Raw genomic sequence first — 22,625 nt, 5'->3', positions numbered from 1 at the left:
ATATAATCGCAAATTGAATCACGGAAGTTAGAAGTATAGCATAAATTGTTGCTGACCTGCTATTCATAGGAGCATCCGGCTTGCCCTGTCAGGGAGCCCACATTAGCCGCCCGAGCGGCGGCAGCAAATGTCCGCTCCCGACCCTTAGCAGCCGTTGGCATCAACGTTGACCATGAAAGGTTTCCCTTTGGACGCCGACTCCCAACCGCCTGCTATGGCTGACCGTATACCGTTCGCAATAATGCAGTCGTTTATCTGAGGTCGCTTGCGCTGTGGCTGCCGCCCGGAACGGCCAGATGACCACGGCATAGGAAATTCGAGAACGGCCTCGCGCCCTTCCACCTCCGATTGTAGCAAGATGGACATTCCGCGCCAGCTATCGGCATCACACCACTGTGGCTCGCGTTGAACGTTCCACGAATAGTGAAGCCCACCCACTTCCACGATGCCCGACAGATTGCGCTTGTGAAGCATAGTTCCGAACTAGCAAGTTGAGGTCGGACGGAGTAACTGCACCGCATTGGTTCTGTCCGCAAACGACCCCTTGCAGCCCACGGCGATTGCATCGACAGTGCCCCCCAGATCGGCCTCCCCAGCGCAGGGCCGTCGAACGGAAGTGACGAGAGGCAGCCATGCATGAGCTTGCGGTCCTGATTTCGATCCTCGGCGTGTTCCTGCTCGGCGCGATCAGCCCCGGCCCCAGCTTCGTCGTGGTCTCGCGCATCGCCATCTCACGCTCGCGCACCGATGGCGTGATGGCCGCCATCGGCATGGGCATCGGCGGCTTCGTCTTCGCGATCATCGCGGTCGCGGGCCTGACGGCGATCCTGCTGCAGGTCGAATGGCTCAACATCGCGCTCAGGCTGGCCGGCGGCGCCTATCTTCTGTGGCTCGGCATCAACATCTGGCGCGCCGCTCCCGAACCGCTGGAGGTCGCCGACACGGCCAGCGAGCGGCAGAGCACGCTATGGACCTCGTTGCTGCGAGCGCTCTTCGTCCAGCTCTCCAACCCCAAGACGGCGATCTTCTATGCGTCCATGTTCGCCGCGCTGCTGCCGTCCCCGACACCGTCCTGGATGTTTTTTGTTCTGCCGCCGATGCTCTTCCTGATCGAGTTCGGCTGGTACACGGTCGTGGCCGTCGGCTTCTCGTCCCGCACGCCGCAGGCGGCCTATCTCCGCTCCAAGGTCTGGATCGACCGAACCGCCGGAGCTGTGGTCGGAGCCCTGGGCACCAAGCTGATGGTGGACAGCCTGCGCTCGTCTGCCTGAGCTCATTTGCCGATACTGAGAGCCACTAACAAAAGCAGACGATTCCGCGCTCACGGGACGAAGGCAACGTTTGCCCGTGGCTGCCCCGATAACCTCCGGCCTACTTCTTCCCTTGCGGCCGCGGCGGGGTCGCCACCGCCGGCAGCGATTTGAGATATTCCGCCATCGCGGCGCGGTCGGCGTCGGAAAGCTGTGCGGTGTTGCGCACGACATCGGCCATCGGCCCGCCGACGCTGTCGAAGCTCGGGGTGAAGCCGGTCTTCAACAGCTCCGCGATCTCCTCCTTCGACCATTTGCCGAGCCCGTCGGCCTCGTCCTGCGTGATGTTCGGCACGGTGCCCTTGCCCTCGGGATCGGGGCCGCCGGCGAAGCGCGTCGCCGGGATGACGGCGCCGAACGCGTTGCGGCTGGAATGGCACTCGGCGCAATGGCCGGGACCGTTCACCAGATAGGCGCCGCGATTCCAGGCCTCGCTCTTGGTCGGATCGGGCTTGAAGGAACCGCCCTGGAAGAACAGCAGCTTCCAGCCGCCGACCAGACGCCGGATGTTGAAGGGGAAGCGCAGTTCATGCGCCGGCGCCCGGCCCTCGACCGGCGGCAAGGTGCGGATATAGGCGAAGAGATCGGCCAGCGCCTTGGGCGGGATCAGCCGGTAGGAGGTGTAGGGAAAGGCCGGGTAGAGATGCTCGCCCTGCCGCCCGATGCCGGCCGCCATCGCATCGACGAAATCCTGGACGCCCCAGTTGCCGATGCCGTCGCGCGTATGCGGCGAGATGTTGGGCGCGTGGAAGGTGCCGAAGGGCGAGGCCAGCGCCAGCCCGCCGCCGAGCCGCGTGCGATCATCCTGTCCCGGCGTGGCATGGCAGGAGGCGCAGCCGCCGGCCGCGAAGAGCAGCTTGCCGTTCTCGAGGTCGGGCGCCGGCAACGCGCCGATCTCCGGCGCGGGCGAGACGATGCGCGGGTCGGTCAGCAGGTAGAAGCCGCCCAGCGCGACGGCCGCCAGCAGGACGAGCGTGACCAGAAGGCGGCGCAGCAGCAGCATCGCGAACTCCCCAATCCCTTCGGCAGACCGGTCCATGACCGTGCCGCCTCAGGACGGCGCCGTGAACAGGCTATCTCACATCAACCTAACTCTAACGTGGCCGCCGCGCGAAAGCTCCCATCCGAGACGAAAAAGCGGGCGGCCAGCCATGGCGCCCGCTTCACCGTGCAGCTTTGGACGGCCGGGCCGCAGCTCACTTCTTGATGCGGTAGGCCTCGTGGCAGGCGCCGCAATTCTTCGTCGCCGCGCCGAAAGCGGTCCGGAAGTCGGCGAGATCGCCGGCCTTGGCGCCCGCCTCCGCATCCGCCTCGAACTTGGCAAAGGCTGCCTTGAACCCGGCCTGATCCTCCCAGACCTTCGGCGAGGCCGTGGTCTCGCCCCCGCTCTTGGAGCTGTCCGGGAACAGCGCCGGCATCTTCTTGGCGGCATCGGCATAGGTCTTGAAGACCGACTGCGCCTTGCCCGCATCGAAGGGCGTGTCGCCCTTGGCCATGGCCGCGCCTTCGCGCGTCGCGGCGCTGACCGCCTTCATCGTCTGCTGACGTTCGGCGATCGGGTTCGTCTCCGCCATCGCGGCGGTGGCGCCGAGCGCGAGGCTCAGGAGCACGAAAGCGGTGCGGATCATTCAGGTCCCCTTCGAGGCAAGGTCGCAATCGTCCCGGCGCCGGACGGCACCGTTTAGAACTCGTCCAGATCAAACGATGATCGCGACGCCGCCAAGTCGCTTTTGCGTGAGCGGACTTGCAAAGCTGCAAATCCGCCCTTGCATCAAAGCCGGTAGCCGGCCTCCTTCAGCGCGTTGAACACCTTCACCGGCGTCGCCGGCATGTCGATCGCCTTGATCCCGGCGGCGCGGTCGAGCGCATCGACCATCGCGTTCATCACCGCCGGGCAAGCCCCGATGGCGCCGGCCTCCCCCGCCCCCTTCACGCCGATGGCGTTGGTGAGGCAGCGGACATTGCGCGTCTCGAAATGGAAATTCGGCACGTCGATGGCGCGCGGCAGCGCATAGTCCATGAAGGTCGCGGTCAGCATCTGGCCGTCGGGATCGAAGCGGATCTCCTCCATCAGCGCCTGGCCGATGCCCTGCACGGCGCCGCCATGGACCTGGCCCTGCAGCATCAACGGGTTCAGCGTGACGCCGAAATCGTCGACCACCACATAGTTGAGGATCTCGGTCTGGCCGGTGCCGGGGTCGATCTCGAGCTCGCAGACATGGGTGCCGTTCGGATAGGTCGCCTCCGGCGGCGTCCAGCTTTGATGGACCTTGAGCATCGTTGGCGTCGCACCCGGCAGCGCCGCGATGGCGGCGAGGTCGAGCTGCTTGTCCGTGCCGACGATCCGAACCGCGCCATTGGCGATCTCGAGGTCGCCCACGGCCGCCTCGAGCGTCTCCGAAGCGAGCTGCTTGAGGTTGTCGGTCAGGATCTCCGTCGCCTTGTTGAGCGCCGCCCCGCCCACGGGGATCGAGCGCGAGCCGCCGGTGCCGGAGCCGGTCTCGACCCGGTCGGTATCGCCCTGCACCACGCGGATGCGGTCCATCGGGATGTCGAGATGCTGCGAGACGAGCTGCGAATAGGCCGTCTCATGCCCCTGCCCGTTCGACTGCGTGCCGATCAGCACGGTCACCATGCCGTCCTTTTCCAGGATCACGGTCGAGCTTTCCGGGCCGCCGCCGCCGCAGGCCTCGATATAGCTGGCCATGCCGATGCCGCGGATCTTGCCGGCCTTGGCCGCAGCCTTGTGGCGGGCCTTGAAGCCCTTCCAGTCAGCCACCTGCATGGCATGGCGCATATGGCCCTCGAACTCGCCGGAATCGTAGACCGGGCCGGTCTGGGTCTTGTGCGGCATCTCGGACGGCTTGACGAAGTTCTGCGCCCTCACCGCGTCCGGCGTCTTGCCGGTCTCGCGCGCGATGGCATCGACCAGCCGCTCGATCAGATAGGCGGCCTCGGGGCGCCCGGCGCCACGATAGGCGTCGATCGGCGTGGTGTGGGTCAAGACGCCGCGGAACAGCACATGCACGGCCGGGATGTTGTAGCAGCCCGGCGTCATCGTCGTACCGACCCAGGGGATGAAGGGTCCGTATTGCGAGAGCCACGCCCCCATCTCGGCCGAGAGATCGACCTTGAGGCCGATGAACTTGCCCTTGGCGTCGAGCGCCATGGTCGCGGTGGCGAGATTGGCGCGGCCATGGGTGTCGGCGAGGAAATGCTCGGTGCGGTCGGCGACCCAGCGCACCGGGCGCTTCAGCTTTTCCGCCGCGATCATCGCCAGCGGATATTCCCGGTAGAGGAAGATCTTGGTGCCGAAGCCGCCGCCGACATCCGGCGTCACCACGCGGATGCGCTTGGGATCGACCTTGAGCACATAGGTCGCGATGAGGTCGCGCATGCCATGGCTGCCCTGGCTGCCCAGCGTCAGCGTCCAGCGCTTCTCGGCCTTGTCGTATTCGGCAACGCAGGCGCGCGTCTCCATGTAGTTGGAGGCCAGCCGGTTGTTGACGATGGTCAGGGAGACCGTGCGCGCCGCCTTGGCGAAGGCTTTCTCGGTCTTCTCGCGATCGCCCTGCTCGGCCTCGAAGGCGACATTGCCCGGCCTGTCCGCCCAGACCTGCGGCGCGCCCTTCGCCAGCGCTTCTTCGATGCCGGTCACGGCCGGCAGCGGCTGCCAGTCGATCTCGATCGCCTCGGCGGCGTCACGCGCCTGCGCCAGCGTCTCGGCGACGATGAAGGCGACGGCCTCACCGACATGGCGCACGGTATCGCGCGGCAGCACAGGCACCGGCAGCGATTGCGACATCTCGCCCGAGACGGTCTTGATATGGCCCTTGCACGGCAGGTCGCCGTATTCAGCGACATCCTCGCCGGTCAGGACGAGCTTCACGCCCTTCATCCTGCGGGCTGTCTCCTTGTCGCGGATGGTGAAGCGCGCATGGGCATATTGCGAGCGCAGCACATAGGCATGCAGCGCGCCTTCAACCGCGATGTCGTCGGTATAGCGGCCGGTGCCGGTGGTCAGGCGCTGATCCTCGACCCGCCGCACGGGCTGGCCGAAACCGAATTTCATGGGACGCATGAGGCATATCCTCAGTTGGCTCTAATGAAAGAGTGGAACAGAAACCGCATGTCGTCAGCCCCGGCGCCCTATGCGTCGGGGCTGCGTTCAACGCATTGCGTCAGCGGGAGAAACGCACCGCCGATTCCGAAAGCGTGATCATCGTGTTGTAGCTGCTCACGATCCAGTTGGCGTCGTTCGCCGCGCCGCGCCGGACATCGCCCTTGCTCTTGGCGAGCTTGCTGCTGAAATCGCGCAGCCTGCCGAGCCAGGAGCTCGCCTGGCTGTCCACGAAGAGCGACTTGCCCGGGTTCTTGTCCTTGAAATCGTCCATCTCGCGGACCGCCCCGGCATAGCCGGCGACCGCAGCATCGAACGCCTTGAGATCGACGATCGGCTTCTCGTTCGACGGCATCAGGTCGATGACCGCCCGGGCGTTGACCATCACGTTGCGGACCTGCCAGCGCGCGGACTTGCCCTCGCGGCTCTCGAGCGCGGCCAGTTCCTGCGCGTCGAGCGCCGTCTTGTAGACGCGCATTCCGGCGTCGAGCCTGGCGCGCAGGTCGAGGAAGGTCTTCGCCGCCGGCACCATCTGCGCATGCAGCTTCTGCCCTTCGGCAAGGTTGTCGTCGCGATAGTCCTTGCGGTCGTAGTAGCGCTCGGCCCGGGTGATCAGCGGCGCCAGCTCCTGATAGGCCTTGATGTAGCTGAGAACCGTCGCGTCGATCTCCGGCAGCTTCGGCGCGCGCGCCGCCGCCTCTTCCGCCTTCTGGATCTCCCCGGTGACGTCGTAGAGGCTGTAGAGCCCGTAATCGATGTAGCGCTCCTTGCCGGTCGGCCCCTTCTTCATGTCGACCCAGCTCGCATAGCGCTCCCAGGATTGGATCGCGCGCAGCGTGCGGTTCATCAGCGCCGTATAGGCGTTCGACTTGGAGATGGCGGCCTGCAGCTCGGCCTCGCCCGCCAGGGCCGAGGCTGCGCTCTGGGCCGGAACGCTCTGCGCCGACACCATCGCTGGCGAGGCGGCGACGATGGCGGCGGCACAAACCGCGCTGCGAAGCAGAATACGGATAGGCATGGCAGTAATCCTGGTCTTGAACGGGCCGGCGGAACGCGACCCATCCGGTCAGTCGAAGGAGATCGCCTCCCCTCGCATCGCCCAATCCTTGAACCCGCCGACATAATGGCTGTCGATGTCGAGCCCGGCCGATTGCGCGAAGGCCAGCGCATGCCGCGAGCGGACACCCGCCGCGCAGGAAAAGACGATGCGCTTGCCCGGCTCGTCCGGCAGGTCGGCCGGGTCGAACTGGGAGAGCGGCCGCGAGACGGCTCCGGGAATATGCCCGGCTGCGAACTCATGCGGCTCGCGGACATCGACGAGCAGGATCGAGCCCTCGGCGAGGCCCGCCTTGATATCGTCGATGTCGAGGTCGTTCACGGTCATGGCGGGTCGCTTCCTTCGCTGCATCCGGAAGCGGAGATAAGGCGGCCGCGCCCGAACGCCAATGCCTCAAACACCCCGAAACGGCGGTGCGGCATGACACGCGGTTTCCTTGTCGCGGCGTCGCGCATGATGGGCCGGCTCCGCGCCGAGGCGCGGAGCCGGCGATGGAAGCTTGGATCAGCCCAGCGGCGGGATGCGCAGCACCCAGCCCGGCTGGATCAGGTCGGGATTCTTGACCGGAGGCGTATTGGCCTTGACGATCTCGTTGTATTTCGCGCCCTGCCCCTTGCCGTAATGCTCTTCGGCGATCTTCCAGAGCGTGTCGCCCTTCTTCACCGTGTAGAACACCGCGGCAGGCGCCTCCTTGTTGACGACCAGGTCGGACTCGACCTGGGCGACGCCGGTGGTGTTGCCGAGCGCGAGGATGATCTTCTCCGCCTCTTCCGTCGAGACGGCCTTGCCGGAGACCTTCACCTTGTCGCCGTCGATCTGGATGTTGACGTCGGACGGCAGGCCATGGCCAGCCAGTTCCTTCTGTAGGTTATCGGCCGTCGCGGCATTGGCCGGGGTCGATCCGAAGATCTTGGCACCGGCTTCTTTGATGAAACTGAACAGACCCATGGATACCTCCTTGGTTTGGCAAGCCATCAAGCCCGGTCTGAACGTCCTGCGCAAGGCTTGCTTGCCGATTCCGTCCGAAGTTCAAGCAGTCTAACCCGGTTTGCGGTCATTTTCTCCGTGGGCGCACGACAGTTTGCCGACAGCCGCGCTTCACCGCACGCCGCGCGGCTGGCAAAACACGCATCCTTACAGAATCGGAGTTCCCATGATGCTGACGCTCGCCCAGGCCCAGGCGGTTCTCTCCGCCGCACTCGCCCACGCCACCGAAAACGCGTTCAAGCCGCTCGCCATCGCGGTCATCGACGCGCGCGGCGCGCAGAAGAGCTTCGCCGCCCAGGACGGCACGAGCCTCAAGCGCGGCGAGATCGCGTTCGGCAAGGCCCATGGCGCGGTCGCGCTCGGGCTCGGCTCGCGCGCGCTCCACAAGATGGCGCAGGACAGGCCCTATTTCATCGAGGCGGCCACCCATGCGGTCGGCGGCCTGCTCATGCCCGTGCCCGGCGGCGTGCTGATCCGCTCGTCCGAGGGCGAGCTGCTCGGCGCGGTCGGCATCTCCGGCGATACCTCCGACAATGACGAGGCCGCAGCGCTGGCGGGCATCGCGGCGGCCGGTCTGCGTGCCGAGACTGGCGCCTGAGCCCGATCCGGACTTGCCAAGCGGCAGGCGAAGGCTCATCTCCACCTCCGGCAAAGTTCGTTAAAACGCACGGTTTGGACCGGATCGAAGGCAGGACCATGAGCGACGCGGCAGCCAACGAAAACGAAGTCATCACGACGGACGTCGTCATCGTCGGCGCCGGCCCCTGCGGCCTGTTCGCCGTCTTCGAGCTGGGCCTGCTCGACATCCGGGCCCATCTCGTCGACATCCTGCCGAAGGTCGGCGGGCAATGCGCCGAGCTTTACCCGGAGAAGCCGATCTACGACATCCCCGGCTTCCCAATGGTCACCGGCCAGGCGCTGGTCGACAACCTGATCGCCCAGATCAAGCCCTTCGGCCCGACCTTCCATCTCAACCAGATGATCGAGTCGGTCGAGCCGACGGGCAGCCCCGAGGCACCGCGCTTCCGCGTCACCACCGACGCCGGCACGGTCTTCGACACCAAGACCGTCGTCATCGCCGCCGGCGGCGGCTCCTTCCAGCCCAAGAAGCCGCCGATCCCCGGTATCGAGAACTACGAGAACGGCTCCATCTTTTATGCCGTGCGCAGGATGGAGGCCTTCCGCGGCCGCAACATCCTGATCGTCGGCGGCGGCGACTCGGCGCTGGACTGGACGCTCAGCCTCCAGCCCGTCGCAGCCCGCGTCACGCTGATGCACCGCCGCGACGATTTCCGCGCCGCGCCGCATTCGGTCGAGCAGATGCGCTCCCTCGTCGCCGAGGGCAGGATGGACATGAAGCTCGGCCAGGTCACCGGGCTCAAGGGCGAGAACGGCAAGCTCGAAGCCGCGATCTGCCGGGACAATGCCGGCGAAACCTTCGAGATCGCCTGCGATACGATGCTGCCCTTCTTCGGGCTGACCATGAAGCTCGGCCCCATCGCCGATTGGGGCCTGAACCTTCACGAGAACCTGATCCCGGTCGACACCGAGAAGTTCGAGACGAGCGTGCCCGGCATCTTCGCCATCGGCGACATCAATGCCTATCCGGGCAAGCTGAAGCTGATCCTCTCCGGCTTCCACGAAGCCGCGCTCTGCGCCCAGAAGGTCCACCGCTACGTCTATCCGGAGAAGCGGCTGACCTTCCAGTACACGACATCCTCGACCAGCCTGCAGAAGAAGCTCGGCGTCGCCTGAGATCGCGCGACGACCTGCTCCATCATTGCGAGCGTAGCGAGGCAATGACGGAGACCGGACTCGGCGCTTTCCCGCTCAGTGCGCCTCGGTCTCGCCGAAGATCCGGGCGGAGGCCGTGCCATTGCGCGATGCGGCGCCCGGCTGGGTGGCCCCGAGGCCGAGCGAATCGCGCACGGCCGGCGAAGGCCCCGCCAGGATCCGGTCCGCGCCCGGCGCCGCCACGATCTGCGGCTCGTCCGGGTCATAGGGCGGTGGCGGCGGCAAGGTGTCTTCCGGCTCCTGCGGCGAAATCCGGGCCCTGAGCTCCGCGATCGCGCCCGAAAGCGGCTGGAAGCTGAAGGTGACCTTATGCGTGCCGGCCGGCACCTGCACGGCGCGGAACAGCACATTGGCCTTGAGAATCTCGGTGTCGACGCCGTCGACCTGCGCGCGCCACCAGGGGTGCCAGACATCGTTGAGCACGACGAAGCCCGCGGCCGGCGTGGTGACCTCGACCTCGACCTCGGTGTTGCGGTATTTCGTCAGCTTGACCTCGGCCTGCACCGCGGCCGGTCCCTCGGGCGCGGCGACCGGCGGCTCGGCATCGAGCAGCACCGCCTGCTGCGGGTCGATGTCGGGCCAGCGGCCCGAGAGCTTCATGCTCTCGAAATCGGCGAAGGCCCAGCCGCCGACGAACTGCACGCGCGGCAGGGCGTTCGGATTCTCGTAGACATAGCCCTGCTTGGTCCGGGCGAGCAGCGTCAGATCACCCGGCTTCAAGGTGCGGTCGACCTGCTCGATCGGCACGGGCGAGGCGATGTAACGCAGGCCGAGCAGGTTCGCGAGCCGGCTGTTGTAGGAGGGGAACAGCGGCGTGAACTTGCGGTCGCCGGGATTGGCGATGCCGTCCCCGGTGCCGACCGCCTCAGAGAAATCCTCGAGGCGCAGAGGGTTGTAGCCCAGCGTATGGTCGAAGCCGTGCACCATGCCGGCATTGGGCCACTCGAATCCCATGCCGAGCAGCTCCACCCGGTCGCGACGGGGCGACCCCGCCGGCTGCGCCGTCAACTGCTTGAGCAGCGCGATGGTCTGGTTATGCGTCGTCGGCCGCAGCACGTCGTAGAGCTGCGGCGGAAGCGCGGTCGATTCGTTCGGGCCGTTATTGACGCCGAGATCGGAGGCGACGACGCCCGTCACCAGTACCATCGCCGCGACCGGCGCGAGCGCCCCGCGCCAGCGCTGCAGGACGACAAGCAGCGCCACGGCCGCGCCGAACCAGCCCAGGGCCGCCAGAACGGGCGCCCACGCATCGCCGAGATGCCCTTCGCTGCGCGAGAGCAGCATCGCGACCAGCGCCACGGCCAGCACGATCGCGCCGCCGATCAGCAGATCGCGCCGGAAGGAGATGCCTTCGGCCGTCAGCATCCGGTGCAGCACATAGCCGGAGAGAATCGCCCCGAGAGCGCCGATCAGGAAGGTCGCATCGGCCGGACGGCGGAACATCTTCACGCCCGGCAGATAATCGTAGAGCACCTGGAAGACCGGCGTGTAGCGGCCGAGCGCATACAGCACCATGAACAGCAGCAGCAGCGTCAGCGGCCTGACCGCCTTGTCCCAAAGCCAGCCACGCGTCAGCCCCGGCGCGATCAGCAGCAGCATCGGCAGCGCGCCCATATAGATCTGCGCCATGTTCTGCGACAGCGTCAGATCCTTCACCCAGTTCGGGTTGAGATAAGGCCCCCAGAACGTGACATTCGGGTTCTTCGCGCCGAAGAGATCGCCGACGAAGGCGGTCAGCAGCGACGCCGGATGCAGCGACCCCGTCGTCGCCACGCCCAGACCGATCTCCGGCCGCGTCGTCGCCTCGGCGAAGAGCCAGGTCCAGAGCAGCGGCACCGTGATCACGGCGAGGCCCGCGGCGCTCGCCAGCGCGGCGGGGACGAGCGAGGCCCGGACGGACGGCCAGCCGCCGGAAATCCAGTGCGCCAGGACCATGCCGATCAGCACATAGCCGCCGAGCATCGCGACCTGGTCGGGCTTCAGCACCATCAGCCCGGCTGCGAGCCCGGCGAAGACGCCGGCCCAGGCCGAGCCGCGCTGCAGCATCCGCGCCGTCAGCCAGAAGGCGATGGCGAAGAAGGCCAGGCTCTCGATCTGCCCGATATGCTGGATCCGCCAGGACGCCGAGGCGCCGAAGGCGAAGACGAGGGCCGCCATCAACCCGCCCGCCGGATGCCAGCCGCGGTCGCGAAAGAACATGATCACGGCAAAGCCGGCCACCAGCAGATGCAGCAGCACGAAGGCATCGACCATGCGGAAGCCCGGCGCCGGCGAAAGCAGCGCCAGGATGATCGCGGGCGAGAAGATCAGCGATTGCGGATCGGCGACCTGCGGCGAGCCGGCGAAGACGTTATGGTTCCAGAAGGGCGACTGCCCCGAGTGCAGCGCCCGCGCCAGAAACTCGACCTGCGCCTGGAAATGCGCCTTGGCGTCGAACGGAATCGTCACCGACCCCGAAAGCCAGGGCCAGCACAGGACGACCCATGCCACAACGAAAGCGATGGCCGCCAGCAGGTAGCCGGCGCCCCTTGCATTCACCAAGCGTCTCAAACGGACCCCCACGGTCCCAAGGCGCGAACGGCTCCTTCATGGAACCTCCCTTCGGCCTTTTAGTGGAGCAGGACATTGGTGGTGTGCAGATGAACTGAATCTGAACGCAATCACGGACCCGTGAGCGAATTGCGTAAAAGCTGAACGAAGGCCGAATCCGATCGCCGAAACAGACGGCTTTCAACCGGCAGCGATACGCCGCCGAAACCGTCTCAGCGTGGTTTTTCGGCGAGCCAGGCGGCCAGAACCCGCCGCTCGCCTGCCGTCATGCCGGAGAGGTTGTTGGGCGGCATCGCATGGGTCATCACCGCCTGCGACCTGATGGCGCGGGCATGGATGGCGATCTGCTCGGGACCGTCGAGCAGCACGCCCTTCGGCGCGATCTGGATGCCGGGCCAGGACGGCTCCGGCGCATGGCACATCGCACAGCGCCCGGTGACGATGTTGGTCACCTCCGTCGGCGGCAGCGCCATCCCCGCCAGCAGCACAGGCCTGCCCGGCTCGCCCGGCTTCAGGCCGAGCTGCTCGCGCCCGCCGGGCGAGGCCGCCATCGCCACCCAGAAGGCGAGCCAGAGCGCCAGGATCGCCACGGCCCAGCACCACCAGGGCGATTTCGCGTGGTCGGCATGGCGGAGGTTGAAGAAATGCCGGATCAGCGCGCCGGCCACGATCACCAGCGCCACCAGCAGCGGGATCGCCGCCGCATTGGCATAGGTCACCGGATAATGGTTCGACAGCATCAGGAACAGCACCGGCAGGGTGATGTAGTTGTTGTGCGTCGAGCGCTGCTTGGCGGCCTTGCCGTATTTCGGATCGGGCTTTTCGCCGGCGGTCAGCGCCGCGATCACCTTCCGCTGGCCGGGCATGATGTTGAAGAAGACATTGGCGGTCATGATCGTCGCCATCAGCGCGCCGGTATGGATCAGCGCGCCGCGCCCGGAGAAGACGTTGGCGAAGGCCCAGCTCGCCGCCACGACATAGCCGAAGCCGATCAGCCCCAGCCAGACGTCGTGCTTCCCGAGCGGCGAGCGGCACATCCAGTCATAGATCAGCCAGCCCCCCGCCAGCGCCGCGATGCCGATCGCGCCCGCCGCCAGGGGCGAGAGCTGCATCACCGCCGGATCGATCAGGTAGAGCTCGGACTGGGCGTAATACACCCAGACCAGCAGGAAGAAGCCCGAGATCCAGGTCCAGTAGCTCTGCCATTTGTGCCAGGTCAGCTCCGCCGGCATCACGGCCGGCGCGACCATGTATTTGCGCATCTCGTAGAAGCCGCCGCCATGGACCTGCCAGGCGCGGCCACCCGTGCCCGGCGGGATATCCGGCGCCGGCCGCAAGCTGGCATCGAGATGGATGAAGAAGAAGGAGGAGCCGATCCAGGCGATCGCCGTGATGACGTGGAGCCAGCGCAGCATCATGCTGCCCCATTCCATCAGATAGGCGCTGAGCATCGCGGGTCGCTGTCCTCGTTCAGGGGCGGGAACGGCGCCACGCGCCGTTGGACTTCGCCCCAGGGCAAATTACGGTTGAGCGCGGTCGGCATGCAAGTTGCTGACCGGGAAACGCAAGGCGATGGAAAGGCCGGACATGGCAGGGCTGACGACGCACATCCTGGATACGCATGGCGGGCGCCCCGCCGCCGGCGTCGCGGTCTCGTTGCGCCGCATCGGACCGGAGGGCGCCGAGACACTCACCGAAACGGTCACCAATGCGGATGGCCGCACCGACGCTCCGCTCCTGACGCCGGAGGCGACGCGGCCCGGCATCTACGAGATCGACTTCGCCATCGGCCCTTATTTCCGCGAGCGCGGCGTCACGCTGCCGGAGCCGGCCTTCCTCGATGTCGTCACCGTCCGCTTCGGCCTCTCGGAGGTGACGCGGCACTACCATGTCCCGCTCCTCGCCTCGCCTTATGGCTACACCACCTATCGGGGAAGCTGAGACCGCGTGGGCCGCGCTTTGACGCGATGACGCCGCCACTTAGGATCCTCAGCTGAATCAGTTTGCGAGCACCTTTCCGATGACCGACACCGCCTATCCGCGCGACCTCAAGGGCTACGGCCGCGACGCCCCGCATCCGCATTGGCCGGGCGAGGCCCGCATCGCCGTCCAGTTCGTCGTCAACTACGAGGAAGGCGGCGAGAACAACATCCTGCACGGGGACGCGGCCTCCGAAGCCTTCCTCTCCGAGATCGTCGGCGCGGCGCCCTGGCCGGGCCAGCGCCACATGAACATGGAGTCGATCTACGAATACGGCTCCCGCGCCGGCTATTGGCGGCTGTGGCGGATGTTCACCGAGCGGAATATGCCCGTGACGGTCTTCGCGGTCGCCAGCGCCTTGGCACGTTATCCCGAGATCGTCGGCTCGATGCAGGAGGCCGGCTGGGAGATCGCGACCCACGGCCTGAAATGGATCGACTATCGCGACGTGCCGCGGGAGCGCGAGCGCGCCGACATCCTCGAGGCCATCCGAATCCAGACCGACTTGACCGGCGAACGCCCGCTCGGCTGCTACCAGGGCCGCACCTCGCAGAACACGATTCCGCTGACGATGGAGGAAGGCGGCTTCCTCTACACGGCCGACGTCTATGCCGACGAATTGCCCTATTGGCTCTCCGGTCCGAAGGGTCCGCAGCTCGCCGTGCCCTACACGCTCGACGCCAACGACATGCGCTTCGCCACGCCGCAGGGCTTCAACAGCGGCGACCAGTTCTTCGCCTATCTGAAAGACTCGTTCGACACGCTCTATGCCGAAGGCGAGACCGCGCCGAAGATGATGTCGGTCGGGCTGCATTGCCGCCTCGTCGGCAGGCCGGGCCGCGCCGCTGCGCTCGCCCGCTTCCTCGACTATGTGAAGAGCCATGACAGGGTTTGGGTGGCGACAAGGCTCGACATTGCCCGCCACTGGGTCAGGACGCATCCCCCAGCGGGTGGCTATGTGCCCTCGAAGCTACCGAAAGCGCTCTTCATCGAGGTTTTCGGCCGCGTCTGGGAGCACTCACCCTGGATCGCCGAAGCGACCTACGATGCCGGGATCGGCCCCGCGCAGGACACGGCCGAAGGGCTGCACGCCGCGATGACCGCCATCATGCGCAAGGCCGGGCCGGAACAGCAGAAGGCGCTGCTTGCCGCCCATCCCGATCTGGCCGGCAAGCTGGCGGCAGCCGGCGAACTGACGCCGGAATCCACCGGCGAGCAGGCCTCCGCCGGCCTCGACCGTCTGACCGGCGACGAGCGCGTGCGCTTCACCGCGCTCAACGAGGCTTACAAGGCCCGCTTCGGTATTCCCTTCATCATGGCGGTGAAGGGCGCGAGCAAGGCCGCGATCCTCGACGCCTTCGAGACGCGCCTCAAAAACACGCGCGAACAGGAGTTCGCGACCGCATTGGGACAGGTCGAGACGATCTCCCTGCTGCGGCTGAAGGATCTGCTGCCGCGCTGATCCCGCTCGTGGCACGGCGGAACCCTCCCCTCCACCATCGCGTTGATAGCGCGGTATCGAGAGGAGAGTTTCGTGTTCCGCCTGCTTCTGGTGATCATCGTCCTGGTCGTCGGCTACGACGCCGTCGTTCATCAGGGTGTCTATACGCGCGAAGCCTGGAACAGCATCGTCAGGCTGACGGATTCCTCGGTCGAGGGCGCAAAACAGCTTGGCGGGCGTGTCCGTGACGACGCCCGCCCGGGCGGTAATTGACCGGCGCCCAAAACCAGCACGCGGGGCCGTGCGGCAGCTTCATACCGCACTGCGGCAAATTCGGCTGGACACCCGCCGGCAATCCCCTGACACTCCCGGCGCTCGAAACAGCCAGGGAAGACCGCGCGTGACCGAGACCGCCACCAGCCCGCAGCCAGCCGTCCATTTCGAGCCGGACGATCAGGTCGAGCGGCTCAAGGCCGAGATCCTGCGCAAGCTCGCCTATTCGCTCGGCAAGGATCCGGCGGTCGCCCAGCCGCATGACTGGCTGACGGCGGGCATCCTGGCGGCGCGCGATCACGTCGTCGACGTCTGGCAGCATTCCACCCGGGAGAGCTACGACACCGGCCGCAAGCGGGTCTATTACCTCTCGCTCGAATTCCTGATCGGCCGCTCCTTCGCCGATACGCTGAACAATCTCGGCCTCACCGGCCCGTTCGCGCAGGCGATGCGCGAGCTCGGCGTCGACCTCAACGAGATCGAGACGATCGAGCCCGACGCCGCGCTCGGCAATGGCGGTCTCGGCCGGCTCGCCGCCTGCTACATGGAGGCGATGGCCTCGACCGGCGTGCCGGCGCTGGGCTACGGCATCCGCTACGACCACGGCCTGTTCAAGCAGCGCATCGACGGCGGCAAGCAGATCGAGGTGCCCGAGGACTGGCTCTCCTTCCGCAATCCCTGGGAGTTCGAGCGGCGCGAGAGCGCCTACAAGATCGGCTTCGGCGGTTCCGTCACCGGCACGGACAAGCCGGGCGAGATCTTCTGGGCGCCGGAGGAGACGGTCTTCGCCGTCGCTTATGACACGCCGATCGTCGGCTGGCGCGGGCGGGAAGCCACGACGCTCAGGCTCTGGCGCGCGCGCGCCATGCACCCGCTCTCGCTCGACGCCTTCAACCAGGGCGACCTGATCGGCGCCGTCGCCGAGCGCAATCGCGCCGAGGCGATCTCCAAGGTGCTCTATCCCAACGATTCCACGCCGACCGGGCAGGAACTGCGCCTGCGGCAGGAATTCTTCTTCACCTCGGCCTCGCTGCAGGATCTCGTGCGCCGGCACTACCGCCAGTTCGGCCGGCTCGACGACCTCGCCGACAAGGTCGCGATCCAGCTCAACGACACCCATCCATCGCTGGCCGTCGCCGAGCTGATGCGCCTGCTGATCGACCAGCACAAGATGGATTGGGAGCAGGCCTGGGAGGTCACCAACGCGACGATCTCCTACACCAACCACACGCTGCTGCCGGAGGCGCTGGAGACCTGGCCGGTCGCGCTGATGGAGCGGCTGCTGCCACGCCACATGCAGATCATCTTCGGCATCAATGCCCGCTTCCTCGACGGCGTGCGGCGCGAGCAACCGGATGCCGACCTGGCGACGCTCTCGCTCATCGACGAGTCCCATGGCCGGCGCGTGCGCATGGCCCATCTCGCCTTCGTCGGCTCGCACAAGGTCAACGGCGTCTCGGCGCTGCATTCCAACCTGATGAAGGAGACGGTCTTCGCCCCGCTCCACCGGATCTTCCCGGACCGCATCACCAACGTCACCAACGGCATCACGCCGCGCCGCTGGCTGTTCAACGCCAATCCGGGACTGACGAAGCTGCTGAAGGAGACCTGCGGCGAGGCGGTCCTCGACGATATCGGGCTGATCCGCCGCTTCGGCGCCCATGCCAGCGACAAGGCCGTCCACGAACGCCTGATGGCCATCCGCCGCGAGAACAAGCTGAAGCTCGCGAAGATCATCCGTCAGGATTGCGGTGTCACCGTAGACCCCGACGCGCTCTTCGACGTCCAGATCAAGCGCATCCACGAATACAAGCGCCAGCTCCTCAACATCCTCGAGACGATCGCGCTCTACGACGCCATCCGCTCCGAGCCCTATCGCGACTGGGCGCCGCGCGTGAAGATCTTCGCCGGCAAGGCGGCCTCGAACTACGCCACGGCCAAGTCGATCATCAATTTGATCAACGACGTCGCGGCCGTGGTGAACAACGACATCACCACCCGCGACCGGCTGAAGGTGGTCTTCCTGCCGAACTACAATGTCAGCCTGGCAGAGGTCATCATCCCCGCCGCCGACCTCTCGGAGCAGATCTCCACCGCCGGCATGGAGGCGTCGGGCACCGGCAACATGAAGTTCGCGCTCAACGGCGCCGTCACCATCGGCACGCTCGACGGCGCCAATATCGAGATCGGCGAGCGCGTCGGCGCGGACAACATCGTCATCTTCGGCATGACGGCCGAACAGGTCGAGGCCGCCAAGCGCAATCCGCGCCCGACCGCCGAGGTCATCGCCGCGACCCCGCATCTGGAAGGCGTGCTCGACGCCGTTGCGGGCGGCGCCTACTCGCCCCGCGAGCGCGGGCGCTACCAGGGCCTCGTCGATGGCCTGCGCGCCAATGACTGGTTCATGGTGCTGAACGATTTCGAGAGCTACCGGCAGGCGCAGCGCCATGTGGACGGCCTCTGGGCCGATCCGGCGACGTGGTGGCGCATGTCGGTGACGAACACGGCCCATTGCGCCTGGTTCAGCGCCGATCGCGCCATTCGAGAATATGCCGAGCGGATCTGGAATGTGCCGGTGGGCCTGCCCGCCCAGACAGCAGAATGATCGCCGCGGCGCGTCATGCTCGGGCTTGCCCCGGGCATCTCTTGCCAGAGATTCTCGGGTCTGCGCTGCGCTCCGCCCGAGAATGACGAACCCCAGCATCCTCCGTTGCCCGCTGCCCGCCCACATGGGCGCGACTGTCTCCGAAGGCGGCGTCACCTTCGCCGTCTTCTCGCGTAACGGCGAGCGCGTCCTCCTCTGCCTTTTCGACGAGACCGGGGACACCGAAATCGCCCGCCTGCCGCTGCCTTGCCGCAGCGGCGACATCCACCACGGCTTCCTGCCCGGTGCCGGCGCGGGCCTGCGCTATGGCTTGCGCGTCGAAGGGCCCTGGCAGCCGGAGCAGGGCCACCGCTTCGATCCCTCGAAGCTGCTGGTCGATCCCTATGCCACGCTGCTCGACCGGGCTTTCCTCTGGGATCCGCAACTGGCGCGGCATGGCGAGGAGACGGCTGATCTGGTGCCGCGCTGCATCGTTGCCGGCCGTCCCAGCCCTCATCCAGAGGAAGGGCGTCTCGAGGGCAGCAGAAGCGAGCCGCCTCGCCTCATCTACGAGCTCGCCGTCAGATCCTTCACCATGCGCCATCCGGCCGTGCCGGAGCGCCTGCGCGGCACGCTCGCGGCCCTGATGGAGCCGGCTATCGTCGCGCATCTCCACCGGCTCGGCGCTGGCCATGTCGAGCTGATGCCGATCGCCGCCTGGATGGACGAGCGCCATCTCCCGCCGCTCGGCCTCGCCAATGCCTGGGGCTACAACCCGGTCAATTTCTTTGCGCCCGATCCTCGCCTCGCCCCCGGCGGCGGGGCGGATTTGCGCCGGCTCTGCGGCGCCTATGCGCGGGCCGGTATCGGCGTGATCCTCGATGTCGTGCTGAACCACACCGCCGAGAGCGACGAATACGGCGCGACGATCGGCCTGCGCGGGCTCGACAATGCGGTCTATTATCGCCACGCTGCCGACGACCCAGGCCGACTCGTCAACGACACCGGCTGCGGCCATACGGTCGCGCTCGACCGCGCCCCGGTCGTCCGGATGGCGATGGATGCGCTGCGCCACTGGCGCAGCCTCGGCGTCGCCGGCTTCCGCTTCGACCTCGGCACGGTGATGGGCCGGACGGAGACGGGCTTCTCCCAGGACGCTCCGCTCTTCGCCGCCATCCTGCAGGATCCCGATCTGTCGCGGAGCATCCTGATCGCCGAGCCCTGGGACATCGGCCCCGGCGGCTACCAGCTCGGCCATTTCCCCGCCCCCTTCGCCGAATGGAATGGCCGCTACCGCGACGATGTCCGCCGCTTCTGGCGCGGCGATGCCGGCATGGCGGGCGCGCTCGCGACCCGCCTCGCCGGCTCCTCCGATCTCTTCGCCATCAGCCATCGCGGCCCCGACGCAAGCGTCAACTTCCTCGCCGCCCATGACGGCTTCACGCTTACCGATCTCGTCAGCTACGCGGCCAAGCACAACGAGGACAATGGCGAGGACAATCGCGACGGCGACAATGACAGCCATAGCTGGAACAACGGCATCGAGGGCGCAAGCCGCGATCCGGCCGTCACGGAGGCCCGCAACCGCGATATCCGCGCCCTGCTGGCGACGCTTTTCCTCTCGCGCAGCATTCCCATGCTGACGGCCGGCGACGAATTCGGCCGGACTCAGCATGGCAACAACAACGCCTATGCCCAGGATAATGCTGGCTTTTGGCTCGATTGGGAGAGGGCGGACGATGCGCTGATCGGCTTCGTCGCGGCGCTCGCGAAACTGCGCCGCGAGCATCCCTTGCTGACCGCCGACAGCTTCCTCACCGGCGCCGGCGAGCCGCCCGACGCGCTCTGGCTGAAACCGGATGGCAGCCGGATCGGCGATGGCGACTGGAACGGCCTCGATGCTTTCTGCCTGCAGCTGAACGGGACCGAGGAAAGCCTGCTGGTCGCGGTCAACCGAGGGCGGGAGGGCGTGCCGCTGGCGCTCCCCGGGGAGGGTTGGGAAAAGCTGTTCACATCGACCGATGGCGTTGGCAGCGAACTACCGCTCCGTAGTGTCAGCCTCTGGCGACTCCCCAGACCATCATAGAAAGAGCGCTGGAAACCCCTCTCGGATGGGAGAAGAGCCGGGGTGAGGGACCGCCGCCCATCGCCAAAATGCGACGGTTCCGTCGCGCCTTCAACGGCAAGCGCAGGCCCTCATCCGGCGCTCCGCGCCACCTTCTCCCATCCGGGAGAAGGGAAAAGCGTCGCGGCTCCGGCGCCTTCATGTCACCTTCATGACGCCCGGGGCCGCCTGCGCCGGAAGCGGCCTCACATCAGCACGATCAGCGATCGCGGCGAGAGCGTGATCTCCTGCTCCGCCTTCAGCCCCTTGCGGCCCTCGTCTGAGTCCGGCCCGGTCTCGGTGTCAAGGACGACAGCCCATGAACCGGCCTTTACCCGCGGCGGAATCCGGAAGACAACCTCTCCGTCGAAGCTGTTGAAAAGAATGAGCGCTTCGTCGCCGCCCTCCTCCACGTCGGGCATGTGCATCAAGAGCCCGATGGCGCGCAGGCCGGGATCGTCCCATTCCTCTTCCTGCTGGTCGCCGCCGCCGGGATTGACCCAGCGCAGCACGCAGCCGTCGCGGTAGGAGGCGCGGCGGAAGATCGGGTGCTCGGTCCTCAGCGCGATGACACGCGTGACGAACGTGGCCAGCGCCTCGTCCCGCTTCGTCAATTCCTCCCAGCGCAGCCAGGCGGTTTCATTGTCCTGCGCATAGACATTGTTGTTGCCTCGGTTGGAGTGGCCGTGCTCGTCGCCGGCGAGGATCATCGGCGTGCCATGCGAGAGCAGGAGCGAGGCGAGCAGGTTGCGCTTCTGGCGCTCGCGCACGGCGATGATGCCCTTGTCCTGCGTCGGTCCCTCGGTGCCGTAGTTGAAGGACAGGTTGTGGCCGTGGCCGTCCTTGTTGTCCTCGCCATTCGCCGCATTGTGCTTGTCGTTGTAGGAAACGAGATCGGCGAGCGTGAAGCCGTCATGGGCGGTGACGAAATTGACGCTCGCCCAGGGCCGCCGCCCGCGCTCGTCATAGATGTCGCCCGAGCCTGTGACGCGCGCGGCGAGATCGCGCACCAGCCCCTCCTCGCCTTTCCAATAGGCGCGCAGCGTGTCGCGGTACTTGTCGTTCCATTCGGCCCAGCCCGGCGGAAAGCCGCCGACCTGATAGCCTCCCGGCCCGATATCCCAGGGCTCGCCGATCAGCTTGAGCTTGCTCAGCACCGGGTCCTGCCCCATCGCGTCGAAGAAACCGCCGCGCGGATCGAACCCTTCCGGTTCGCGCCCCAGGATCGTGCCGAGATCGAAGCGGAAGCCGTCGACCTCCATCGCCTCGGCCCAATAGCGCAGCGAATCCATCACCATCTGCAGCACGCGCGGATGGCTGGTATTGACCGTGTTCCCGGTGCCGGTGTCGTTGACGTAATAGCGCGGCTTGCCGGCGATGGTGCGATAGTAGGAGAAGTTGTCGATGCCCTTGAAGGAGAGCGTCGGCCCCAGTTCGTTGCCCTCGGCCGTGTGGTTGTAGACCACGTCGAGGATCACCTCGATGCCGGCATCGTGGAAGCGGCGCACCATGTCGCGGAAGGAGGCGAGCCCGGCCCGGCCCTCATAGCGCTGCATCGGCGCGAAGAAGCCGATCGTGTTGTAGCCCCAGTAGTTGGAGAGCTTCCTGGCGACGAGATGATGGTCGTCGAGATAGGCCTGCACCGGCAGGAGCTCGACGGAGGTGACGCCGAGGCTCCTGATATAGTCGACGACCGCCTTCTCGCCGAGCCCGTCGAAGGTGCCGCGCCTGGCCTCCGGAACGGCCGGGTGCAGCTTGGTGAAGCCGCGCACATGCGTCTCGTAGAAGATCGTGCGATCCCAGGGCACCATCGGCTTCGCCGGGGCCTTCGGATCGGCGCTCCAGTCGCAGACCACGCATTTCGGCATGAAGGGCGCGCTGTCGAGCGTGCTGAAGGTGAGGTCCTTGTCGAGCTTCGCCGCCACCTCATAGCCGTAATGGGCGTCGTCCCAGGCGAGCGCGCCCGAGAACTCCTTGGCGTAGGGGTCCAGCAGCAGCTTGTTCGGGTTGAAGCGGTGGCCTTCCTCGGGCGCGAAGCGGCCATGAACGCGGTAGCCATAGCGCTGGCCCGGCTTCACGCCCGGCAGATAGCCGTGGAAGATCTCGTCGGTATATTCCGGCAGCGTGATCCGCGCCGTCTCGGTCGCCCCGCTCTCGTCGAAGAGGCAGAGCTCGACCCTTTCCGCATAGGCGGAGAACAGCGCGAAATTCGTGCCCTCCCCGTCATGGACGGCGCCGAGCTCGGAAGCCCGGCCGGCTTCGATCCTCAACGCCTGCGCCTGTTTATCCACCATGCCACCCGCCTCTTCTCATCGGCAGGCGATGCGGCGTCCGCAACGGCCCTGTCATATCGCTCCGCCATTCTGTCGCGGAGGTTGCAACGTCCCGCCCCTGGCGCGGTTCCGGCGAACCGGCCCCGATCTTG

17 protein-coding genes are annotated in these 22,625 nt (G+C 66.7%); 8 read left to right on the top strand and 9 right to left on the bottom strand.

Annotated elements, in window-relative coordinates:
- The first annotated feature begins 632 nt into the window (after nt 1-632).
- The gene (locus GGC47_RS07530) at nt 633-1,271 is read left to right on the top strand and encodes a LysE family translocator (protein ID WP_112764046.1); all 639 of its coding nucleotides are present in this window, start codon (nt 633-635) and stop codon (nt 1,269-1,271) included.
- Nucleotides 1,272-1,371: 100 nt separating this feature from the next.
- Here the strand turns inward: GGC47_RS07530 and GGC47_RS07525 are convergent, their stop codons facing one another.
- The 6 genes from GGC47_RS07525 to lysM form a co-directional block, all read right to left on the bottom strand.
- A complete protein-coding gene (locus tag GGC47_RS07525) occupies nt 1,372-2,349 on the bottom strand; it encodes a c-type cytochrome (protein ID WP_429067526.1) in 978 nt (325 codons plus the stop codon).
- 157 nt (nt 2,350-2,506) lie between these two features.
- Nucleotides 2,507-2,938 carry a c-type cytochrome gene (locus tag GGC47_RS07520; RefSeq protein WP_038358689.1) on the bottom strand — a complete coding sequence of 144 codons (432 nt, stop codon included), beginning with the start codon at nt 2,936-2,938 and terminating at the stop codon, nt 2,507-2,509.
- 143 nt (nt 2,939-3,081) lie between these two features.
- The gene (locus GGC47_RS07515; protein ID WP_429067524.1) at nt 3,082-5,391 is read right to left on the bottom strand and encodes a xanthine dehydrogenase family protein molybdopterin-binding subunit; all 2,310 of its coding nucleotides are present in this window, start codon (nt 5,389-5,391) and stop codon (nt 3,082-3,084) included.
- A 100-nt stretch (nt 5,392-5,491) separates the two neighbouring features.
- Nucleotides 5,492-6,448, bottom strand: a complete 957-nt coding sequence (locus GGC47_RS07510; protein ID WP_429067521.1) for a YiiG family protein — start codon at nt 6,446-6,448, stop codon at nt 5,492-5,494.
- Between the two features lie 48 nt (nt 6,449-6,496).
- Nucleotides 6,497-6,814, bottom strand: coding sequence for a rhodanese-like domain-containing protein (locus GGC47_RS07505; RefSeq protein WP_038358691.1), 318 nt, complete (start codon nt 6,812-6,814; stop codon nt 6,497-6,499).
- Nucleotides 6,815-6,991: 177 nt separating this feature from the next.
- Nucleotides 6,992-7,435, bottom strand: coding sequence for a peptidoglycan-binding protein LysM (gene lysM, locus GGC47_RS07500; protein WP_038358692.1), 444 nt, complete (start codon nt 7,433-7,435; stop codon nt 6,992-6,994).
- 205 nt (nt 7,436-7,640) lie between these two features.
- Between lysM and GGC47_RS07495 the strand changes: the two genes are divergently transcribed.
- Nucleotides 7,641-8,072 (top strand): GlcG/HbpS family heme-binding protein, encoded by a 432-nt coding sequence (locus GGC47_RS07495; RefSeq protein ID WP_112764042.1) that lies wholly within the window; start codon nt 7,641-7,643, stop codon nt 8,070-8,072.
- A gap of 98 nt (nt 8,073-8,170) precedes the next feature.
- Nucleotides 8,171-9,229 (top strand): NAD(P)/FAD-dependent oxidoreductase, encoded by a 1,059-nt coding sequence (locus GGC47_RS07490; protein ID WP_038358694.1) that lies wholly within the window; start codon nt 8,171-8,173, stop codon nt 9,227-9,229.
- 75 nt (nt 9,230-9,304) lie between these two features.
- On the opposite strand, the gene GGC47_RS07485 is transcribed toward GGC47_RS07490, so the two are convergent.
- Nucleotides 9,305-11,806 carry a hypothetical protein gene (locus GGC47_RS07485; RefSeq protein ID WP_113252416.1) on the bottom strand — a complete coding sequence of 834 codons (2,502 nt, stop codon included), beginning with the start codon at nt 11,804-11,806 and terminating at the stop codon, nt 9,305-9,307.
- Nucleotides 11,807-12,030: 224 nt separating this feature from the next.
- A complete protein-coding gene (locus tag GGC47_RS07480; protein WP_142021857.1) occupies nt 12,031-13,269 on the bottom strand; it encodes a urate hydroxylase PuuD in 1,239 nt (412 codons plus the stop codon).
- 136 nt (nt 13,270-13,405) lie between these two features.
- On the opposite strand from GGC47_RS07480, the gene uraH reads away from it, so the two are divergent.
- The 5 genes from uraH to glgX (GGC47_RS07455) all read left to right on the top strand — a co-directional run bounded on the left by uraH (nt 13,406) and on the right by glgX (GGC47_RS07455) (nt 20,182).
- The gene (uraH, locus tag GGC47_RS07475) at nt 13,406-13,759 is read left to right on the top strand and encodes a hydroxyisourate hydrolase (protein ID WP_112764057.1); all 354 of its coding nucleotides are present in this window, start codon (nt 13,406-13,408) and stop codon (nt 13,757-13,759) included.
- Between the two features lie 79 nt (nt 13,760-13,838).
- A complete protein-coding gene (gene puuE / locus GGC47_RS07470; protein WP_142021856.1) occupies nt 13,839-15,260 on the top strand; it encodes an allantoinase PuuE in 1,422 nt (473 codons plus the stop codon).
- A 72-nt stretch (nt 15,261-15,332) separates the two neighbouring features.
- A complete protein-coding gene (locus tag GGC47_RS07465) occupies nt 15,333-15,512 on the top strand; it encodes a hypothetical protein (RefSeq protein ID WP_112764038.1) in 180 nt (59 codons plus the stop codon).
- Between the two features lie 127 nt (nt 15,513-15,639).
- The gene (locus GGC47_RS07460; RefSeq protein WP_142021855.1) at nt 15,640-18,117 is read left to right on the top strand and encodes a glycogen/starch/alpha-glucan phosphorylase; all 2,478 of its coding nucleotides are present in this window, start codon (nt 15,640-15,642) and stop codon (nt 18,115-18,117) included.
- 124 nt (nt 18,118-18,241) lie between these two features.
- On the top strand, nt 18,242-20,182 hold the full coding sequence (gene glgX / locus GGC47_RS07455; protein WP_142021854.1) for a glycogen debranching protein GlgX: 1,941 nt from the start codon (nt 18,242-18,244) through the stop codon (nt 20,180-20,182).
- 224 nt (nt 20,183-20,406) lie between these two features.
- Here glgX (GGC47_RS07455) and glgX (GGC47_RS07450) read toward each other — a convergent pair whose 3' ends face one another.
- The gene (gene glgX / locus GGC47_RS07450; RefSeq protein WP_142021853.1) at nt 20,407-22,494 is read right to left on the bottom strand and encodes a glycogen debranching protein GlgX; all 2,088 of its coding nucleotides are present in this window, start codon (nt 22,492-22,494) and stop codon (nt 20,407-20,409) included.
- Nucleotides 22,495-22,625: the final 131 nt, after the last annotated feature.

Origin of the sequence: Allobosea sp. OAE752, assembly GCF_050433265.1 — a bacterium.
Taxonomy (GTDB): domain Bacteria; phylum Pseudomonadota; class Alphaproteobacteria; order Rhizobiales; family Beijerinckiaceae; genus Allobosea; species Allobosea spartocytisi.
Note: the sequence above shows the minus strand (reverse complement) of the source record. Positions and strands in the feature narration are given on the sequence as shown.